The organism is Candidatus Clostridium eludens (assembly GCF_045310515.1).
In the GTDB taxonomy this organism is placed as follows: domain Bacteria; phylum Bacillota; class Clostridia; order Clostridiales; family Clostridiaceae; genus Clostridium_B; species Clostridium_B eludens.
Map to the genome: position 1 here is coordinate 1 of NZ_JBJHZX010000061.1, position 16836 is coordinate 16836.

A 16836-nucleotide genomic window follows, 5' to 3' on the forward strand; every position below is an offset into this window, starting at 1 on the left:
AGTTTAAGATTTATGGCTCCACATGAATTTTATAACCTTTATTTTGGAGAAAACCTAACAAATATTCAAATAAGGGTTTAAATTTAAGAGAAATGAAGAATTTATTAGATTCTGTCCAAAACGAGGGGGTTAATCCGGTTGGTCAAGAAATATAAAATTCGGTACTGGTCTATTAGCATTAATAAAATATTTATGTAATGCAAAATATGTAATCAAATGAACTCCAACCCAATTAGAACCACTGCCTAATTGTTTTAGTGGTACTGGACGTTCAGCTTTATCTACAATAACTGTTACCTTATTCATATCCAAACGATAAGGATTTTCAGAATGTTCAAGATTTAATTCTTTAGCCCACTCACTCATATCTACAGAAATACGTGATAATGCTGATTGCCGTCTTTCTTCTAAAGAATCTTTGTCTAATAATTTGTCTATTTCTTGGAGGCGTTCTTGAATATTATTAATTGCCTTTTCTTTATCAACTGAATCATCTTCTTTATCTACACTCTCTAACCATAAACTAATTCTTCCAACCACTTTTGCACGTCTAGAATTTAAATCTTTTATAGAATTAGCGTCTTTATTTTGACTATATATCCCATCAATCTCTGCCTTTAAATTTTGAATTTCTTCTCTCAATTTTCGTCGTTCATATTCTAATTTATCTATAAAATCTCGCAATTTTGGTCTTTCACGAGTAACATTTTTAATATTTCTATCAAGATTACTAATAGCTTTTTTAATCATTTCAACATTTGGTAAAGGATTATCTAATTTATTAGAGCATAATGGACAATGACCTGAACGAAAGTCAAGTTTTTCATATAAACCTATAGAACTCAGTCTAATTTTTTGATGTTCAGCCTCATCAGTATATCCATTAGTTTCACTAGCAAAATTTTTTGCATTTAAAATATTTTCATCAAGTTCTTCCAGCGCGTCTTCACGTTTACCTAACTCAGATTGCAAGTAACTCAATCTATCCATTCCCACTATTTGAACATCCATAGGAGACCATTCATTTACATTCCTTAATATACTATACAATGACTTATAACTATTATTATTCACTTTAACATCATCAGGCAATAATCCTACATATTTAGCTTCAGATATTAACGAAATAGCTCGTTCCGTACCACCACCTTGTAACATTCTTATTTCTTCAAGTCTACGCTTTTCTATAACTAATCTACGTTTTAAAATACTTCTTTCATTTTCTAAAGCTAAGGATTGTTCATTGACTATACCAAGAAAGTACGGCATAGTATCCTTAATAGCCTGAGTAATATAATCATCAGATTGTTTATGAAACAAAAAATTCTTTGCCGCGATTTCGTCTTGATTTTGAAAACAATAATACAATGCATGTCTTATATTTGCTGAAAGAGGTTTTCTACTTTGCCCATCTGGTGGAATATTTAAATTTTCCGAGATTCCTATTCTTTTTGATAATGTTTCCTCTAATCCTGAAACATTACTATTAGGAATAAAATCACATTTTTCATGTACTTCTATTTTTTCTCCTATTTCAATATAACAATAGCCTGTAGACTGTTGCCCAGGCTTGGGATTTTTACGAGCAACAAATGCTCTCTCATTACTAAATTGTAAAAGTAATGCATACCAATCAACATTATCACGAATTATTCCATCTGCAATATTACATGAATCTCCTCCAAGACAATAATCAATAATATCACCTACCGCAGATTTACCTGATTTAGACTTTCCTGAAATAATATTAATAGTACCCAAATCAAATGGTAAATGTCTTACTTTACCATTTATCCCATACAACACAAGCTCCCTTATCTGCATCATGGTTTTATCCCCAAACTAATATATATTGTTTCAGTTTTTCCAGTTGCTGCAAACCACTTTGCAACATGTTCACTTTTATTAATACAATCTTTCACCTCATCATTAATATATTTTTTCTTGCTCAATGATTTAATAGTATGAGATATTTCTAATTCTGCATTACTAGTTAAATTTAATAATCCCATTTGTAATAAGAACTCAGTTGCCTCATTAGTAATTGTAACTAATTGTTTCGTTCGTTCTGAGAACCCAATAAGCAGTTCTGGATAACGTTGCAACCATACCATCATCTGAGTCTTACTTAAAATCAATTTTCTTGTTGCTTTATGCAAAATCAAAGGTAACACAAGATATATGAGAGGAAATGGGAAAGCTTTTTTTGATACCTCATTATATACTTTTATTGTATTATACAATATTCTTCCACAAAAGGGTGCATTAAGCAGATATGCTATTTCTCCTGGACGATGATTCCAATCTTTCACTAAGTGTCGCCTCACTTCTTTAATAAACTCTTCAAACGTTCATAAAAATCAGGATGCCAACCTACTTTTAGCTGATTAGCTAACATTTGATAACTACCTCTCATCACAAATGCATTGCTACAACGCTCTCTGATTCTAATATCTTTTTCTTCTATAGTATTAAAAAGATGTTTACCATTTTTAATTTTTACTTCTTCTGTAAGCCCATCACCATAATCATCTAAATCATCTTGCATTGCACAAAATAAATGTTCCCATTCATCTACTAATCTATCCTCATATTTATCTAATTCATTTAGATAAAGCAAATCATTCCTGACCCAATTAGCACGTTGTCTAAAAGCTCGGTAATAGTCTCTTATTGCCACACGCATTCTGTTACTTCTTAAACAGATAATCTTTAGTTGTTCATAAAAAATTCTATCACTCAATGGTATATCCTCTAAATTGACATCTTCAAACCCTGTTATATCAATTGGCAAGTTATCAGGTGCATATTCCTGACTAACTGATACTATAAATGAACGAACTTGACTTTGAGATATAAAAATTGGTTCTTTAGAACATAAAGCCTCTATCGACTTTTTATACCACCAACCTTCTAAACGTTCACAAACATGATCTTCATACTGGGGTAAAGTACTATATCTAATAGCTTTTCGTATATCTAATTCAATGTTAACTATATTGCTACTTTTATCAACTACATAAACACAATCTAGTAATTGTTGTGCTAATTTTTCTGATATATCGTTAAATGCCTTATAATAGCCACTATGGCCTTTATTTTTTGATTCTAAGGCAACTTTCTTAAGTAACTTATATGCTGCAATAGAATCTCTTGTTTCATTGTTAGCCCTCAAATAATTAGCAGCAGAATCTATGGGAGCTGTGGCTGTAGTTATAATAATAAATTTCGTTTCATAAATCCAGCTTTCATTTTCTTTTATAAGATCCAGCCATACCTTAAGTGTTCTCCAAATATCTGTACTTGCATTATTTAAATCACCATATGATTTGACATGATGCTTTAACTGAATCATTATCTCAGGTGTATCATCATAGCTAAAAGCAATATCATCAAATTTTTCGATACTTATTTTAGATTGCTCATTATCATTATTTAGAAGAAGATATAATGCAAACCTTACTTGATAAAGATATCCAATCATTTGTTCAGACGCTTGATGATCACTCATAATGACACCCCCTTTTTATATAATTTATATTCATATACATGTTAACAATAATTTCCTATTGAAAAGAGTTAAAAATTGATTATTCATTTCCTTCATCTTTTCAAGAGATACTAAACAATCTCTTACTAAAAGTGCAAAGAGTTCAATTATAATATTATTAGTATATGCACTTTTCAGTTCTTCTGTATACAAATAAGTATTAATAACTGAATATATGTTCAATCAAAAAAGAAATGTTTCCTCAATTTTAGCTGTCACCATAAACTTATTTTCTGTTATTTAGAAAAAGGAAATAGCCGTAAATTGTTGTACTATTGTATTAAATAGTTGAAAAATTTTTTGTTCTATCCCTTTTTAAAATATTTTTTTATTTTAATTCTAAACCCCGTTGCTTACTTAAAATAATATCCAAATATTTCTCAGTTTCACTTTTATTCTTATCCATTACTAACTAACCACTATAAACAAACTATAATAATAATGCTATATGGGTAATGTATCTTCAATTATACTAATAATGTGATTAGCAAATTCTTCTGTAAGCTGAATTTTGTCTGCACCAAAGTTTAATGCACCAAGAGTTTTTCCACCTGCATAAGTAATTGGCATATCATATTTATATGAATCTTGAATGCTAGATATGGTATTATCAAACAAAACCCATTTTTCACTATAATAAGGACAGAGATTCTTAGCCTTCACTGACCATGGCCATCTATCAGTTTTTGACATCAAATTCGTAGGTTCCTCTAACACTTCAAAGTACCCCAATAGCTTGGCTGTTCCTACTGCATAACATATCAGTATATCGCCAACTCTAACTGCTCTAGGTTTTCTTTTAGAAAAATGGAGAGTTTCTATACTACTCGATAAAGTTCTCATAGTAGAAAATGGTTTTTGCAACCAACCTACTGGTTTTAAGAAGAAACGCTTATCTAATTTACTTATCTTTTCATTATACTTAATAAATTCACTTACCCTTAAATCAAACTTAAATTTCTTAGGCTCTCCAACATTTTTGGAGTAATTATCAATTTTTTCAATGATTTTAGCTAAGTGTTCTTTATAAAGTGCTTCGCTACAAATGCTAAAAATTTCATTTATTAAGTTCTTCAACTCAATAGAATTGTCTACTTTTACACCCCATTCATGATTGAATCCTAACCCTGCCTCTGTAAAATTAGCAGATGTTATTATGCCACTTAAAGGCTCTCCATCTTTTGAAGCAATATAAACTTTACCATGAAGTTTATTATCAATATAAATTCTATAATCAATTTCATGTGTCATACAATTAACACAAAATGAATGTAATGCATTTGCTTTTCTGAACAAATCCAGATTATTATCTTTTAACGTAGTTATTAAAGTGATATACCCCACTTCCATATCTTTTATTTCATCAAAAAAAATATCAAAAGATTCCATTAGAAATGGACTTACAATATATAATTCATTGGCACCTTCTAGAATATTTCTTATATAACTATAATGATTCGAATTTATATTACTAAGTATTTTCAATGTCTCACCTGCTTTCTAATGATATATAGAAACCTTAATTTTACGTAAAGATGTACCCTTTAGGTTTAAAGGATTCTTAAAACACTTAATTTCTTATTTCAACTTCTACCTAATTTATACAGAGATTGTAGTGCATTTTTGATGTTTTTATATAATATTTTTATCCAACATACAAATGATTCTATTCCTTATAAGCTTTCATACTAGGTATTTCTACACATATTTCTAAATTCCTCCTAAAACTGATAAAAAAACTAATTATTTATAACATATTACAGCCTTTAATTCATACGTATTGTGGATTATAATATTCTTAGGAAAAATATTGCTCACAAATAAATACACATAACTCTAAATTATAAGAAAGGATGGTAACTATGATAAAAATAGTAGCAAAAAGTATAATCAAGGATGGTCAAAAAGGAAAGTACCTTCAATTGGCAAAAGAACTAATTGAAAAAAGCAGACAAGAAGCAGGCTGTATTTCCTATGCCCTATTTGAAGATATAAATGATGACTCAACACTTTCATTCATAGAAGAATGGCAAGATAATGAAGCAATTCAGCAACATAATAATAGCGAGCATTTTAAAAGGATAGTTCCTTTATTAGCAGAACTTCGTATAGGACAAGGTGAAGTTAATATTTATAGAGAAATATAAAATAATTTAAATATGATTGCAATATAATATACTATGCTTATATCTTTTACTAGAAACTAGGAGTATATCGGAATGAATGATACTAACCATAAAAAATTACGTACAATTTATAATGTTACAATTACATTACTTTCACTTGCTGCTGTAAGCTTAGCTTTTTTAGACTTATCCAATGAAATTAAAATAAATCTCCCTCCTTATAACTACATAAATAATTGCATTCTAATTATTTTTACAATTGATTATTTTATACGATTTATCATTGCTAAAGATAAAAAGAACTTCTTTATAAAAAACATTTTTGATTTAATTGCCATAATACCATTTAGTTCTTTCTTTAGAGCTACAAGATTGTTTAAGATAGCAGACTTAGTTAAATTAGAAAAATTTTTTAGATTAATTAGACTTTTAACGTTCTTAAAAAAAATCAGCAGAAATATTAAAAACTTCTTGTATACAAATGGCCTCATATATTTAATATATGCAAATATATTAACAATAACTATCGGTGCTTTCTCAATATATATTTTTGAAAAAGGAATAACTGTAAAATCTTTAAGCGACTCCTTCTGGTGGAGTTTTGTAACTGCAACAACTGTAGGTTATGGAGATATATCACCATCAACTACACCTGGAAGAATAACAGCAGCTGTTATCATGATAATGGGAATAGGACTTATAAGCCTGCTCACTGGTACTATATCAACTTATTTTATCAATAAACAGAATCATCATTATAAACAAATCTCGCTGAAAGATGATTATAAGGATCTACCTGAAGAAGCTCTGATAGAAATTGAAAAATTCATTGAATATATACATCACAAATATGGTAAAAATTAAAATACTCAAGAATGATAAAATGGAACTATTTTAAATATAGCTCCATTTCTTATATTTTTCTTCGTATAATATTTTGTTTTATGAATATAAAAACACCGTAAAATTCTTAATTGAATAGTACGTTACTTAATTAGAATTTATTAATCGTAATATTTTTCACAGAGACTTTAACTTTTATCTCTCAATAAATCTCGTCAATTCTTCATTGAATTTATCTTTCTCATCATAAAATAAGCCGTGTCCACTAAATTTAAAAGGTATGAGTTTTGAATTTGCAATACTTTGTTTTTGTATCTCCCCCAGTTGAAATGGGACAACTTTATCATGAATTCCATGAAGGATCAAAGTCGGAACATTTATTTTTTCTAAATCCGAAAAAAATACTTCATTTATCCACGCCTTTGCAATTGCAGCAGTTGCCCATCCTGCCGCCTGTAATCCTAGTTGAAAGAACCACTCTGAAAATGCCTGAGTTATATGCTGATAGAAAAACATATCACCAAAACCCTGAAGCATTTTAGGGCGATCATCATATGTTCCTTGAATAAGTTGTAAAACAGTTTCTTTGTCTAAACCATGAGGAAAATTAGGACGTTTGATAAGACTAGGTGCCACAGCAGCAAAAAGAGCAAGTTTTGAAACTCCATAGCCTTTATGACGGGCCATGTATCTAACTGCCATCGCCCCTCCATTTGAATGTCCTGCCAGTGTAATATCATGTAATTTTAGCGCCTCAATTACACATCTCACATCATCTGATAATCTATCAAAGTTGTATCCACTCCAAGGCTTATCTGATTCACCGAACCCTCTTGTATCTATCCCAATACATCTAAACCCCATCTTGGGAAGTTCATTAAATTGATATTCAAAAAGCTTATGGCTTCCTGGCCAACCATGTATAAATAATATGGTTTTATTTCCTTTAGGATTAAGATCCTCCACATAAATTTTTACCCGTGGTTCCACCATGACATAATAACCCACTAAAACTCCTCCGATATCTAATATTTACCCCTACATACTATTCCTAAAAATATAATCTTGTGAATATCTAAATTTGTTAATTAATTCGCTTAAATTTCATTTGTCGTCACAACTATTAAGAACAAAATAATCTTAAAAATGCCGTATTATTCATAAATTGAATTTTGCGGCATTTTTCAAAGTATTATATTCTTATTTTTACAATTTATCTTATACTTTTGCCATAGCTGTATAAATCTAGAAATAAGATTTACTCTTTTATGCTCAAGCTCTATTTAGAGTTTAAGTATTTTTATAAAATCCTTATGAAAATCTATCAAACTTTGAGAAATAAAACTTAATTTTGTTGAGTTTTATTTTTTTGTAAAATATAGAAGGAAAATTTAAAATTTTGTAGAATTTATAAATTAAAACGTTTTTTAGGAGGATAAAAATGAAAGTGGAATTTTTTAAAAATGGGTTATTAAAAAAGAGTATGAAAATGGTAGGAGTTTTATCTTTATTTTTGGCAGCAATAGTTATGATTCCAACTTCTACACTTGGTGGTTACCAAGCGAAGTGTCCAGATGAACTCTTAAAGTGATTAATTAAGCTTTTTATAAATGTTGTGGTTAAAAGTTTTATAAAAAATACAACAGCATTAATTTTTAACCTACAACATTTATAAAAAGCTATAAAATGAAAGGAGATGCTATATTGATTGATGTTATAAGAGAAATAATATTAGACATTATAGAAGCGTTATTTCTTTTAGGAGTTTTTGAAGCATTATATGATGAAAAAAATTTATAATACGGAATAAGATTAAAACGGGACTATTCCTTATATTGTTTATTTTTGCAACTTATTGGAGTACATTCCATATTCCAATAGTCTATCATTCACTCTTCCTTATAGTATTTGATATTTTATTACTTGCCTTCATTACAGAAATAAAGCTTTTTGATTCTACAATTATAGTTTGTTTATTTTTTACAATACTATTGGCTACTGAATCTTTTGCTCAAATTATTGAAATGCTTATATTTAATATAAATTTAAATCAAATTATTTCGAATTCCAAATACTTTTATATTTTTGTGATATCATCTAAAATACTACAAATGATTATTGTAGCAACAATTTTTAAGTTTAACTCCTATTTTACTAAACTTAGGTTATTTGAAAAAGGAGGGGCCATCTTTACTAGTTTAATACTTGAATTAGGAGTATTTACTCTTTTTATATTTTGTGTTAACTATGGTATTTTTCATATAAAAAACATTCAGATCTATAACATCATTATTTTTATTATTTATTTTATATTCTTAATAGCAAAATTCAGAAGCTTAAAAGAGAGACAACTAGCTGCAAATATAAGTATCAATTATAAAATCCAAAAACATCAAATCAAAAATATGGAAGAAATAATTAGTATAATAAGACAGGAAAAACATGATTTTGCCAACCACATTAATGTTATACAGGGATTATGTTTATTGAATAAGCCTGATACTGTAGAGAAGATAGATAATTATGTGCGAAAAATTTCAGATACAATACATTCATCATTTAGATATTTGGATACAGGAAATGACTACATAGACGGATTGTTATCTATAAAAAACAACTATGCAGTAAAAAACAACATAGATTTCAAGGTAATAATTGATACGCCCTTTAGTTTGTTAAAAATTAGACAAGATGAATTAATAAGTATTATAAGTAACCTTGTAGATAATGCATTTGAGGCATTTCAACACAAAGCAGATATTGAACATAAAGAGATATCTATTGCTACTTTTAAGGAAGATGAAAGCTTTTGTATTGAGATAGCTGACAATGGAGATATTATTCCTGAAAGTATAATAAAAAAGATTTTTACTAAAGGTTTTTCTACAAAAACTAAACAAAATGATACTCATGGATTTGGATTGTATATTACTAAACAATTAGTTGAAAAAAATAATGGAACCATATCTGTAGAGAGCATTCCTGAAAAAACTAAGTTTTTGATAAAATTTAAAATGAATTAAATAGACAAAGCTCTTACATAGAAAAGTAGCTAAAATGTGGTATAATGTCATCAAGAGAATAAAAATATTTTTAGTTAGTCATCTCCCAGAACTTATCTCTTGCAAAAGGGGCCGCAGAAGTGATAGTGATTTCAAATTTATATGTTTTAATTACGTCTCCTGCTTTATAGGCTGGTTGCTCTTTCTTTTGTGAGGAAGTATTACTTTGTGTAGTTGTACTGTTGGATGCAGTGGATTTAGTGTTGGAACTATTTCCCCCTGAATTTACCGCTCCTATAGCTCCTATTACTATTAAAATAATTATTACAGATAATACTTTATGCTTCATAAACCAATTTCTCTGGTCTTTGCCACAATGAGGACATTTACTGACCCCTTTTGCAATATCTGCATTACATGCTTTGCATTTTGTCATGTTCTTATTTTCCAACATAATCCCCCCCTAAATATGTATTTTTTATTTACATTGTAATAAATCGTTTAAAGTTTGTCCATTTTAAGACAAAATATATATTTTTTATCTAAATATGTTGAATTACCCATAAAGCTTATGCATTACAAATAAACCCTACCAGAAAAGCTCCTAATGAGATTAGAAATTATTTGTATAAGTGAAAGATGCATATATTTATTTCCTCATAAGAACAGACCCAAAGCCTCTGTTAGTAAACTTTGGGTCTGCTATAAATTAATTGACATCTAACAGAAAATTTAAAACTAATTTCTGTTTATAACTACTTCCTATTCGCCAAAAAAACATGGATTAGCAGGTTCTAACGCAGCTAGTCTTATCTCCTGTTTTTGCAATAACTTAAATGTCAAATTTACTACTATTTTCTCGGTGAGTTGCGTAAACCTTTGTCTTGTAGGAAATTGACAATTTGACATTGGATTTAGGTGGATATCAATTTCAGCAATATCTGCCTTTACTAACTCAACATAAGGTTTTTCATTAAAGAATTCTGTAAAAGAGAAACTTTGATCGCAAGGATTACGTCCTATTACATTATCTGCACAAATATCACAGCTTTTAAGCTTATCATTAAAGAATTCTAGTTCACTCGGGGTAGTGTTTTCATTAAAAACTGGTTGCCTAAAAAACGCAACCCTAGTAGTGAAATTAAAAGGAACTTCAACTGTACAATGTCTTATATCTCCGCATACATTTGCACTTAAGCCACTTCTACAAGTTTGAGTAGCATACTCAATATTCTTTCTAATAAAACCTTCTATAAAAACTATTCCCGTACGAGAACGAAATCCACGATCATCCTGGGAAAATGGAATAAGACGAGCTTCAGTTAAAAATACATTCTTTTTAATCCGTTTAACCTCTATAACTGCCTGATCTAATGTGATAGTAGCCTCAACTGGCAGCGTCACATTTGCCTCTGCTAGAATAACTGGAGACTTAACAAATACATCTCCGGCAGCAATAACATCAGGTGCTACACAAGTTTGTTCAGTTAATGGTTTAGACGTTGCAGTAACTGTAGAACAAGAATCAGAACTCTTACTGCTATCATTATAATCCATAAACTTTCCCTCCATTTTATCTAAAGTGAAAGTAATATTAGAGACCTAATATCTACTTTCATGCTATATATTATTAAATTCTATAGTTCATGTTACAAAAAATAATGAAATACTAACTTGAAATTCAGTGTATAGCTTTCTACAAAGGCTATTTCCCACTATCTCAAGCTGATTCTTTCATTATTTTTCTATTTATTATTGCTTGGAAAATACCCTGTCCCTGGAATTAAAAATATACATTCCTAAACTATAAATAAAATATGGTATACTATTTGATAGGAGAATAAAAATGTTTTTAGTTAGTCACCTCCTAGGACTTTATCTCTTGCAAAGAGGTCGTTGTGGTTAATTTGACAGCAGAGGAGGTGGCAATATGAGTGATACTGTGATTATAGTAATATCAATATGCATTACAGCATTAGCTTAACAGGTATGGTGATTGTAGGAACATATTTAAAAGATAGATTAATAATCAAAGGTAAATCTTCAATTGGTAAATTGACTGAAAATGAAATATCTATAACTGCTGAAGATAAAAACTCAAAAAACTAAAAATGCACCCATTCGCAAAGTGCATTTTTAATAACTAAAAACTTTTTCACACAAAACCGCAACGGCTTATTTTAAATATATTATACCACAATTATATTAAATTTAAACTTATTTAAATTTAAATTTCAAATTGAATTATCACACATTTATGTATGTATAGTTGATCATTTTGTACTCTTTTAAGTAATTTATTTAGTATCTCTAACATTTTCTCTTTTTTCAAATTCAGAAATTAAGTACCCAAGCTCTTCATGCGTGAGTTCCTCAGATACAGCATCTGCAAGAAGCTCTGTATATTTTTTTTTAAGTTCTTCCTTATTCTTTGGAATTGAGATAATAACTGAGTACATCCAAACAACTCCTGCATTAAAAATATATCATTTTATATTATGTTAGAGTTATCAATAGTGTTACTTTGTATCAAATTCCAGATTTTATCACTACTATAAATAAGTTAGTAATTTAGAATTTACAAAAATGATATAATAAAATAAATACTACAAAACGGGGGAAAAAATCATGCTAAAAGTAGCCATATACAGCAGAAAATCAAAATTTACCGGCAAAGGAGATTCTGTAGAGAACCAAATAGAAATGTGTAAACAGTATATTATGGATCATCTAGAGGGAGATGTGGATTTTTTAATTTATGAAGATGAAGGCTTTAGTGGCAGTACAATAAACAGGCCTCGATTTAAAAAATTAATTCAAGATATAAAACTTAAAAAAATAAATTATTTAGTATGCTACAGATTGGATCGTATTAGCAGAAATGTATCCGATTTTTCCTCTACCTTAGAATTATTACAAAATTACAATGTGGGCTTCATAAGTATAAAAGAGCAGTTTGATACTTCTACACCTATGGGCAAAGCTATGATATATATTGCTAGTGTCTTTGCGCAGCTAGAAAGAGAAACAATCGCCGAACGAGTAAAAGACAATATGCTTGAGTTAGCTAAGAATGGTAGATGGACCGGAGGAAAAATACCGTTAGGATTTACTTCTAAACGAAGGAAATATAGGGATAAATCTGGTTTAGAAAGAGAATTTTCTATCCTTGAAATAAACAAGGAAGAGATGGACTTTGTTAAATTTTTATATAACAAATATTTAGAAGTTGGTAGTCTCCATAAATTAGAAGTATATATAACTGAAAATCAAATAAAATCAAAAAATAATATTTTATTTGAAAAATCCACTTTAAAAATCATCCTCCAAAATCCTGTATATGTAAAAGCTAATGCAGCAGTAATTGAATATCTGGAATCGAATGGATGGAATATTTATGGCGAAGCAGATAATATCCATTCTCTGCTCACATACAATAAAACCAGACAAGTAATAAGAAATGGTAAACGTACTAAATCTCTTAATCCCGAAAGCGAACGGTTTGCTTCTGTAAGCAATATAACAGGAGCACTGGAGCCTGAACTATGGTTAAAAGTTCAAAGTCAATTTGATAGAAATAAAGACACTTTCCCTAGATTAGGTAAAACCCATAATGCTTTATTAACTGGTAAATTAAAATGTGGTCAGTGTAAAGAATATATGTTAGTACAACATGGCAAGGTTTCTAAATTAACCGGAGAAAAACTCTTTTATTATGTGTGCTCATTAAAACGAAAATCACACAAGAAATTTTGTGATAATAAAAATGCTAAAGCTGCAGAACTTGAGAGTTTGGTGTTGTTAAGCTTAAAAAAGCTGGGTAATGAACAAAAACAATTTATGGATAGATTAAAAGAAAATTATGACTCTAAATTAAAAGATGATAATAAAAATGAAAAAATGTTACTAGATAAAGCTTTAAATGAAAAGAAAAATCAAATTGACAACCTACTAAATATACTCTCAAAAAGTAAAGACATAGAAGATGTCATGATTGATAAAATTAAATCTATAAAAAATGAATGTGTAGAAATTGAAAAGAGGCTAACTATTCTTGATGATGAAAGTAAAAATGATAAAATAGAAAAAATCAACTTAGATCTAATAGAAAATATATTATGCGATTGTGCAGTAATAGATGAGCTCTCACGTGATAAGCAAAAACAAATTATTAATACATTGATAGATGTTATATACTGGTACAGTGACAAAAACAACAACGGAAAAGTATTTATAAAATTCATAGGTTCTGATAAGGATGACTTTGAAGAAATTGAATTACCTGATATAGATCTTTCCAATACTGAGTTGCAGTTTTGTTCACCTAGCACATGTAAAACTTATGACATCTTATTATCCTCTAGATAAATTAAGGAAAATACCAGGCTTAGAAAATGCAAAATTTATAGATCCTTATTCAGGTGGTAAAGGAAACTCTATAAGATATCTCTCTGTGGCACCCGTTTCTGACGATCTAAAAGTAAAAAATGTGGAAAATTTATTTTGTGCTGGAGAAAAAAGCGGACTATTTGTTGGCCATACGGAAGCGCGTTGTACCAAAGTGCAATCACTGTACAATAAGTCGAAATCAACTTCTATGAAGAATGTTATAAAAATTTCCCCGAGAAAACAGTTGGCAATCGTATAGAAAAAAGTAGATTAATTAAAAACTTATCACAATACCAATTAGGAAAATTAGTAGGCGTTAATCATTCAACCGTACAGGATTATGAATCTGGGATGTGCTTTCCTTCTCCTACTATATTAGCAAAAATATCTAAGGTTTTAAATAGACCTATAAAATATTATTATGATGATTACTATAAATTCATATTTTCCAATTATAGCCGTATAATAAAAAACTGGAGAATTAAAAATAATCTATCATATTGGCATGCCGGAAAACTTACAGGAATTGATTATAGAGCATTTAGAAATTGGGAGAGTGGCATTAGCATTACTATTATTAATAGAGTTTATTACGAAAAATTAAAACCTTATTTAAATATTTAATACTTTAAGAAGCAACTCCTTTAATGTGAAGAGTCGCTTCTTAAGGCAGCTAATTTAAGATTATCACTTAATGTATTAATTTTATTAACACATTCACCTAATCCAATTGTTTCCGTGTCTTTTGAACCTTCTGCTTCCATTATTTCTAATATTTCCAAAAAAGCCTTTTCTAATTTCAAATCCATCCCCCCTGTGTTCCAGGTAACACCTTTTACGGAACGCACGTTCTGTTGTGCGATTATAATATTACCATAAGGCTTCTGATATATCCATAAGCATTCTATTTATAGTTTCTTCCTTTAAAATCTCATATTCTTTAATCTTACACTTCCATTTTCATTTGTTATTTATGGTCCCCCTCTTATCGCTCAATTTAAACGGTGCACCTTTTATGGCTTTATTATAACCCGATTCCTGCTCGCCGGTAGCGAACATTTCGACAAATGAGAAAGAATCGTATGTCAGCATTCGATAGTTGCCAACATTTTAATGTTGGTTTCTTACTTCAATTTAGAGTATTATGAAATAAATATCAAATAAAGGTGGGATAATAATTACAAATGATACTTTTTATAAAAGAATACAGACTAAATAAAGATATTACTTTAAGAAACCTTGCTACTTTAGCAAACTGTTCACATAATTATCTAAGTGAATTGGAAAACAATAAAAAAAGAAATCCTTCTTTAGATGTTATGAATAGATTAGGACGTACTCTTAAAATATGCCCCATAAGATTATTTGGCGGGTGCTACGGGGGATATTGTAATTCTAAATGCTATTATTATAAATCTTATTATACCTTATACTTTATTTTAATTTTTATGACGTCGTAACGATACGATGTTCTTGCCCCCATTCTCTAAAATGTGAATAAGGTGTTATTTATGAACGAAGAGACTGCAATATATATAGCCTGATTTAAAGAAAGCCGTTAGAATAGAACTTGTTAAAGATGACGAAAACCAAAGCCTGTCTAATTTAATAAATCAACTGCTCTATAAATGGATATCAGAGAAAGAAAGAGGGGAAAATTAAAGTCCCCTCTTTGTTATACATCTACATCATTATTATAGCTTAAGAAGGCTGTTAACATCATGTCCCTCCCTAATCCCATAAGCACAAGGCGGTATGCTTCTATGTTAGATCTGGCTCAAAAAGTTTATCTACTGTTGTTCCAAGTATACTTGCCAGTTTAAAGGCTAACAATAGACTTGGATCATATTTATTATTTTCAATTGCATTTATTGTCTGTCTTGTGACGCCTAATGCAGTAGCTAAATCTTCTTGTCTATAGTTTTTCTCTTTACGTAGTTCTTTTATACTATTCTTCACAATTCTCAACGCCCAACAGTAAAATACAAAATTATACCAAATACAATTATCAAGAATATTACGCTAAAATAAATCAATATTTGTTTTTTGCCGCTGTCATCGCCCACCTTTAATTTAGCAATGCTTGTAACAAAAAAGTACACCAAAAACTGTAATGTGACTAGAGTCAGAGGAAACGACACTTCTTGGGTTTTAACATAGTTATATCCACCCCATATAGCAAGGGACAACACCATAAAAAACCAACTCCATTTGATTCCTTTCTGGTTTATCTTTAATTCCATCTCATCCATTCTTCTCATAAATAAGCCTCCATAATGTCAAAAACATTTTACATCAAAAGCATACTGCTTGAATCTTAAAATATCAATAGTTTTTTACATTTTCAAAGCTGTCTATTTCACTTTTATCATTGTTTCCTTATGCACCCTGCCCGTTATTTCAGTGCACTCTTTACAGTGATTTTGACGAATTGTTTGTATTAGGTATAATGAAACAAAAGGGGACGGTTTATGTATAAAGGTATGGATATGTTCAACGATGGACTTTTCGTTCTGCTCTATGAGAAGGTGTTTGAGTTAGCAGCTATGTATACTCCAGGATTCGATATAAATATCTATGATGAAAAGGTTAAGGAAGAAATTGCAAGACAATTTGGAAGAAAGAACATGGAATGGTCTTATGATACATGGAAGAAGATCTGAGGGTGTAAAGCTCTCTTGTTTTAATAAAGGCCTGCACCCCTAAAGGTAAAGGCCTTTATTGTATCTTACTTTAAACCCTGCTCGTAAGCTTTGACCATTTTCTTAACCATATTCCCACCTACAGAGCCAGCTTCTTTAGTAGTCAAATCTCCATTGTAGCCTTTTTTTAAATTCACTCCAATTTCTCGGGCTGATTCTATTTTAAGCTTACCTAAAGCTTCCTTAGCATCTGGTACTAGTAATCTATTACTGTCACCTGGCAT

General features: G+C 29.6%; 20 protein-coding genes and 2 pseudogenes. 10 read left to right on the plus strand and 12 right to left on the minus strand.

Annotation, left to right across the window (positions count from 1 at the left end):
- Positions 1 to 129: 129 nt before the first annotated feature.
- The 4 genes from ACJDU8_RS23180 to ACJDU8_RS23195 all read right to left on the minus strand — a co-directional run bounded on the left by ACJDU8_RS23180 (position 130) and on the right by ACJDU8_RS23195 (position 5035).
- Positions 130 to 1827, minus strand: coding sequence for a DUF3732 domain-containing protein (locus ACJDU8_RS23180; RefSeq protein ID WP_406794554.1), 1698 nt, complete (start codon positions 1825 to 1827; stop codon positions 130 to 132).
- The gene (locus ACJDU8_RS23185) at positions 1824 to 2312 is read right to left on the minus strand and encodes a three component ABC system middle component (RefSeq protein ID WP_406794555.1); all 489 of its coding nucleotides are present in this window, start codon (positions 2310 to 2312) and stop codon (positions 1824 to 1826) included. The genes ACJDU8_RS23180 and ACJDU8_RS23185 overlap by 4 nt, the downstream gene beginning before the upstream one ends.
- Positions 2313 to 2323: 11 nt before the next feature.
- The gene (locus ACJDU8_RS23190) at positions 2324 to 3511 is read right to left on the minus strand and encodes an ABC-three component system protein (protein WP_406794556.1); all 1188 of its coding nucleotides are present in this window, start codon (positions 3509 to 3511) and stop codon (positions 2324 to 2326) included.
- Between the two features lie 483 nt (positions 3512 to 3994).
- On the minus strand, positions 3995 to 5035 hold the full coding sequence (locus ACJDU8_RS23195) for a restriction endonuclease PLD domain-containing protein (RefSeq protein WP_406794557.1): 1041 nt from the start codon (positions 5033 to 5035) through the stop codon (positions 3995 to 3997).
- A gap of 377 nt (positions 5036 to 5412) precedes the next feature.
- Between ACJDU8_RS23195 and ACJDU8_RS23200 the strand changes: the two genes are divergently transcribed.
- Both ACJDU8_RS23200 and ACJDU8_RS23205 read left to right on the plus strand, forming a co-directional pair.
- Positions 5413 to 5697: a putative quinol monooxygenase gene (locus ACJDU8_RS23200; protein WP_406794558.1), complete on the plus strand. Its 285-nt coding sequence runs from the start codon at positions 5413 to 5415 to the stop codon at positions 5695 to 5697.
- Positions 5698 to 5769: 72 nt separating this feature from the next.
- Positions 5770 to 6540, plus strand: a complete 771-nt coding sequence (locus tag ACJDU8_RS23205; RefSeq protein ID WP_406794559.1) for an ion transporter — start codon at positions 5770 to 5772, stop codon at positions 6538 to 6540.
- 174 nt (positions 6541 to 6714) lie between these two features.
- Here the strand turns inward: ACJDU8_RS23205 and ACJDU8_RS23210 are convergent, their stop codons facing one another.
- On the minus strand, positions 6715 to 7527 hold the full coding sequence (locus ACJDU8_RS23210; RefSeq protein WP_406794560.1) for an alpha/beta fold hydrolase: 813 nt from the start codon (positions 7525 to 7527) through the stop codon (positions 6715 to 6717).
- Between the two features lie 433 nt (positions 7528 to 7960).
- On the opposite strand from ACJDU8_RS23210, the gene ACJDU8_RS23215 reads away from it, so the two are divergent.
- The gene (locus tag ACJDU8_RS23215) at positions 7961 to 8110 is read left to right on the plus strand and encodes an AgrD family cyclic lactone autoinducer peptide (protein WP_406794562.1); all 150 of its coding nucleotides are present in this window, start codon (positions 7961 to 7963) and stop codon (positions 8108 to 8110) included.
- Between the two features lie 116 nt (positions 8111 to 8226).
- A pseudogene (locus tag ACJDU8_RS23220) lies at positions 8227 to 9542 on the plus strand (sensor histidine kinase).
- Positions 9543 to 9612: 70 nt separating this feature from the next.
- Here the strand turns inward: ACJDU8_RS23220 and ACJDU8_RS23225 are convergent.
- Positions 9613 to 9975, minus strand: a complete 363-nt coding sequence (locus tag ACJDU8_RS23225; protein WP_406794563.1) for a hypothetical protein — start codon at positions 9973 to 9975, stop codon at positions 9613 to 9615.
- Between the two features lie 308 nt (positions 9976 to 10283).
- Positions 10284 to 11078 carry a CsxC family protein gene (locus tag ACJDU8_RS23230; RefSeq protein ID WP_406794564.1) on the minus strand — a complete coding sequence of 265 codons (795 nt, stop codon included), beginning with the start codon at positions 11076 to 11078 and terminating at the stop codon, positions 10284 to 10286.
- Between the two features lie 405 nt (positions 11079 to 11483).
- Here ACJDU8_RS23230 and ACJDU8_RS23235 point away from each other — a divergent pair, with 405 nt between their 5' ends.
- On the plus strand, positions 11484 to 11630 hold the full coding sequence (locus ACJDU8_RS23235; protein ID WP_406794565.1) for a hypothetical protein: 147 nt from the start codon (positions 11484 to 11486) through the stop codon (positions 11628 to 11630).
- Between the two features lie 188 nt (positions 11631 to 11818).
- Here the strand turns inward: ACJDU8_RS23235 and ACJDU8_RS23240 are convergent, their stop codons facing one another.
- Entirely contained in the window at positions 11819 to 11980 is a 162-nt protein-coding gene (locus ACJDU8_RS23240) for a hypothetical protein (RefSeq protein WP_406794566.1), read from the minus strand.
- A 169-nt stretch (positions 11981 to 12149) separates the two neighbouring features.
- On the opposite strand from ACJDU8_RS23240, the gene ACJDU8_RS23245 reads away from it, so the two are divergent.
- The 3 genes and pseudogenes from ACJDU8_RS23245 (at position 12150) to ACJDU8_RS23255 (ending at position 14534) form a co-directional block, all read left to right on the plus strand.
- A complete protein-coding gene (locus ACJDU8_RS23245) occupies positions 12150 to 13889 on the plus strand; it encodes a recombinase family protein (protein ID WP_406794567.1) in 1740 nt (579 codons plus the stop codon).
- A pseudogene (locus tag ACJDU8_RS23250) lies at positions 13852 to 14100 on the plus strand (FAD-dependent oxidoreductase); the annotation flags it as partial. The gene ACJDU8_RS23245 and the pseudogene ACJDU8_RS23250, both read left to right, overlap by 38 nt.
- A 65-nt stretch (positions 14101 to 14165) precedes the next feature.
- On the plus strand, positions 14166 to 14534 hold the full coding sequence (locus tag ACJDU8_RS23255; protein ID WP_406794574.1) for a helix-turn-helix transcriptional regulator: 369 nt from the start codon (positions 14166 to 14168) through the stop codon (positions 14532 to 14534).
- A gap of 20 nt (positions 14535 to 14554) precedes the next feature.
- On the opposite strand, the gene ACJDU8_RS23260 is transcribed toward ACJDU8_RS23255, so the two are convergent.
- Entirely contained in the window at positions 14555 to 14713 is a 159-nt protein-coding gene (locus ACJDU8_RS23260; RefSeq protein ID WP_406794568.1) for a hypothetical protein, read from the minus strand.
- A gap of 381 nt (positions 14714 to 15094) precedes the next feature.
- Here ACJDU8_RS23260 and ACJDU8_RS23265 point away from each other — a divergent pair, with 381 nt between their 5' ends.
- Positions 15095 to 15370 carry a helix-turn-helix domain-containing protein gene (locus ACJDU8_RS23265; RefSeq protein ID WP_406794569.1) on the plus strand — a complete coding sequence of 92 codons (276 nt, stop codon included), beginning with the start codon at positions 15095 to 15097 and terminating at the stop codon, positions 15368 to 15370.
- Between the two features lie 301 nt (positions 15371 to 15671).
- Here ACJDU8_RS23265 and ACJDU8_RS23270 read toward each other — a convergent pair whose 3' ends face one another.
- Both ACJDU8_RS23270 and ACJDU8_RS23275 read right to left on the minus strand, forming a co-directional pair.
- Entirely contained in the window at positions 15672 to 15869 is a 198-nt protein-coding gene (locus ACJDU8_RS23270; RefSeq protein WP_406794570.1) for a helix-turn-helix transcriptional regulator, read from the minus strand.
- 5 nt (positions 15870 to 15874) lie between these two features.
- On the minus strand, positions 15875 to 16171 hold the full coding sequence (locus ACJDU8_RS23275; protein WP_406794571.1) for a hypothetical protein: 297 nt from the start codon (positions 16169 to 16171) through the stop codon (positions 15875 to 15877).
- Between the two features lie 210 nt (positions 16172 to 16381).
- On the opposite strand from ACJDU8_RS23275, the gene ACJDU8_RS23280 reads away from it, so the two are divergent.
- Positions 16382 to 16573 carry a hypothetical protein gene (locus tag ACJDU8_RS23280; RefSeq protein WP_406794572.1) on the plus strand — a complete coding sequence of 64 codons (192 nt, stop codon included), beginning with the start codon at positions 16382 to 16384 and terminating at the stop codon, positions 16571 to 16573.
- A gap of 65 nt (positions 16574 to 16638) precedes the next feature.
- Here the strand turns inward: ACJDU8_RS23280 and ACJDU8_RS23285 are convergent.
- Positions 16639 to 16836 (minus strand): alpha/beta-type small acid-soluble spore protein (locus ACJDU8_RS23285; RefSeq protein ID WP_406794573.1); only part of this gene is annotated, 198 nt, incomplete at its 5' end.

Coding starts and splice junctions, on each gene's coding strand:
- ACJDU8_RS23215 (WP_406794562.1), top strand. CDS start 7,961: ATGAAAGTGGAATTTTTTAAAAATGGGTTATTAAAAAAGAGTATGAAA.
- ACJDU8_RS23240 (WP_406794566.1), bottom strand. CDS start 11,980: ATGTACTCAGTTATTATCTCAATTCCAAAGAATAAGGAAGAACTTAAA.
- ACJDU8_RS23265 (WP_406794569.1), top strand. CDS start 15,095: ATGATACTTTTTATAAAAGAATACAGACTAAATAAAGATATTACTTTA.
- ACJDU8_RS23275 (WP_406794571.1), bottom strand. CDS start 16,171: ATGAGAAGAATGGATGAGATGGAATTAAAGATAAACCAGAAAGGAATC.
- ACJDU8_RS23205 (WP_406794559.1), top strand. CDS start 5,770: ATGAATGATACTAACCATAAAAAATTACGTACAATTTATAATGTTACA.
- ACJDU8_RS23190 (WP_406794556.1), bottom strand. CDS start 3,511: ATGAGTGATCATCAAGCGTCTGAACAAATGATTGGATATCTTTATCAA.
- ACJDU8_RS23180 (WP_406794554.1), bottom strand. CDS start 1,827: ATGATGCAGATAAGGGAGCTTGTGTTGTATGGGATAAATGGTAAAGTA.
- ACJDU8_RS23225 (WP_406794563.1), bottom strand. CDS start 9,975: ATGTTGGAAAATAAGAACATGACAAAATGCAAAGCATGTAATGCAGAT.
- ACJDU8_RS23245 (WP_406794567.1), top strand. CDS start 12,150: ATGCTAAAAGTAGCCATATACAGCAGAAAATCAAAATTTACCGGCAAA.
- ACJDU8_RS23200 (WP_406794558.1), top strand. CDS start 5,413: ATGATAAAAATAGTAGCAAAAAGTATAATCAAGGATGGTCAAAAAGGA.
- ACJDU8_RS23280 (WP_406794572.1), top strand. CDS start 16,382: ATGTATAAAGGTATGGATATGTTCAACGATGGACTTTTCGTTCTGCTC.
- ACJDU8_RS23230 (WP_406794564.1), bottom strand. CDS start 11,078: ATGGATTATAATGATAGCAGTAAGAGTTCTGATTCTTGTTCTACAGTT.
- ACJDU8_RS23235 (WP_406794565.1), top strand. CDS start 11,484: ATGCATTACAGCATTAGCTTAACAGGTATGGTGATTGTAGGAACATAT.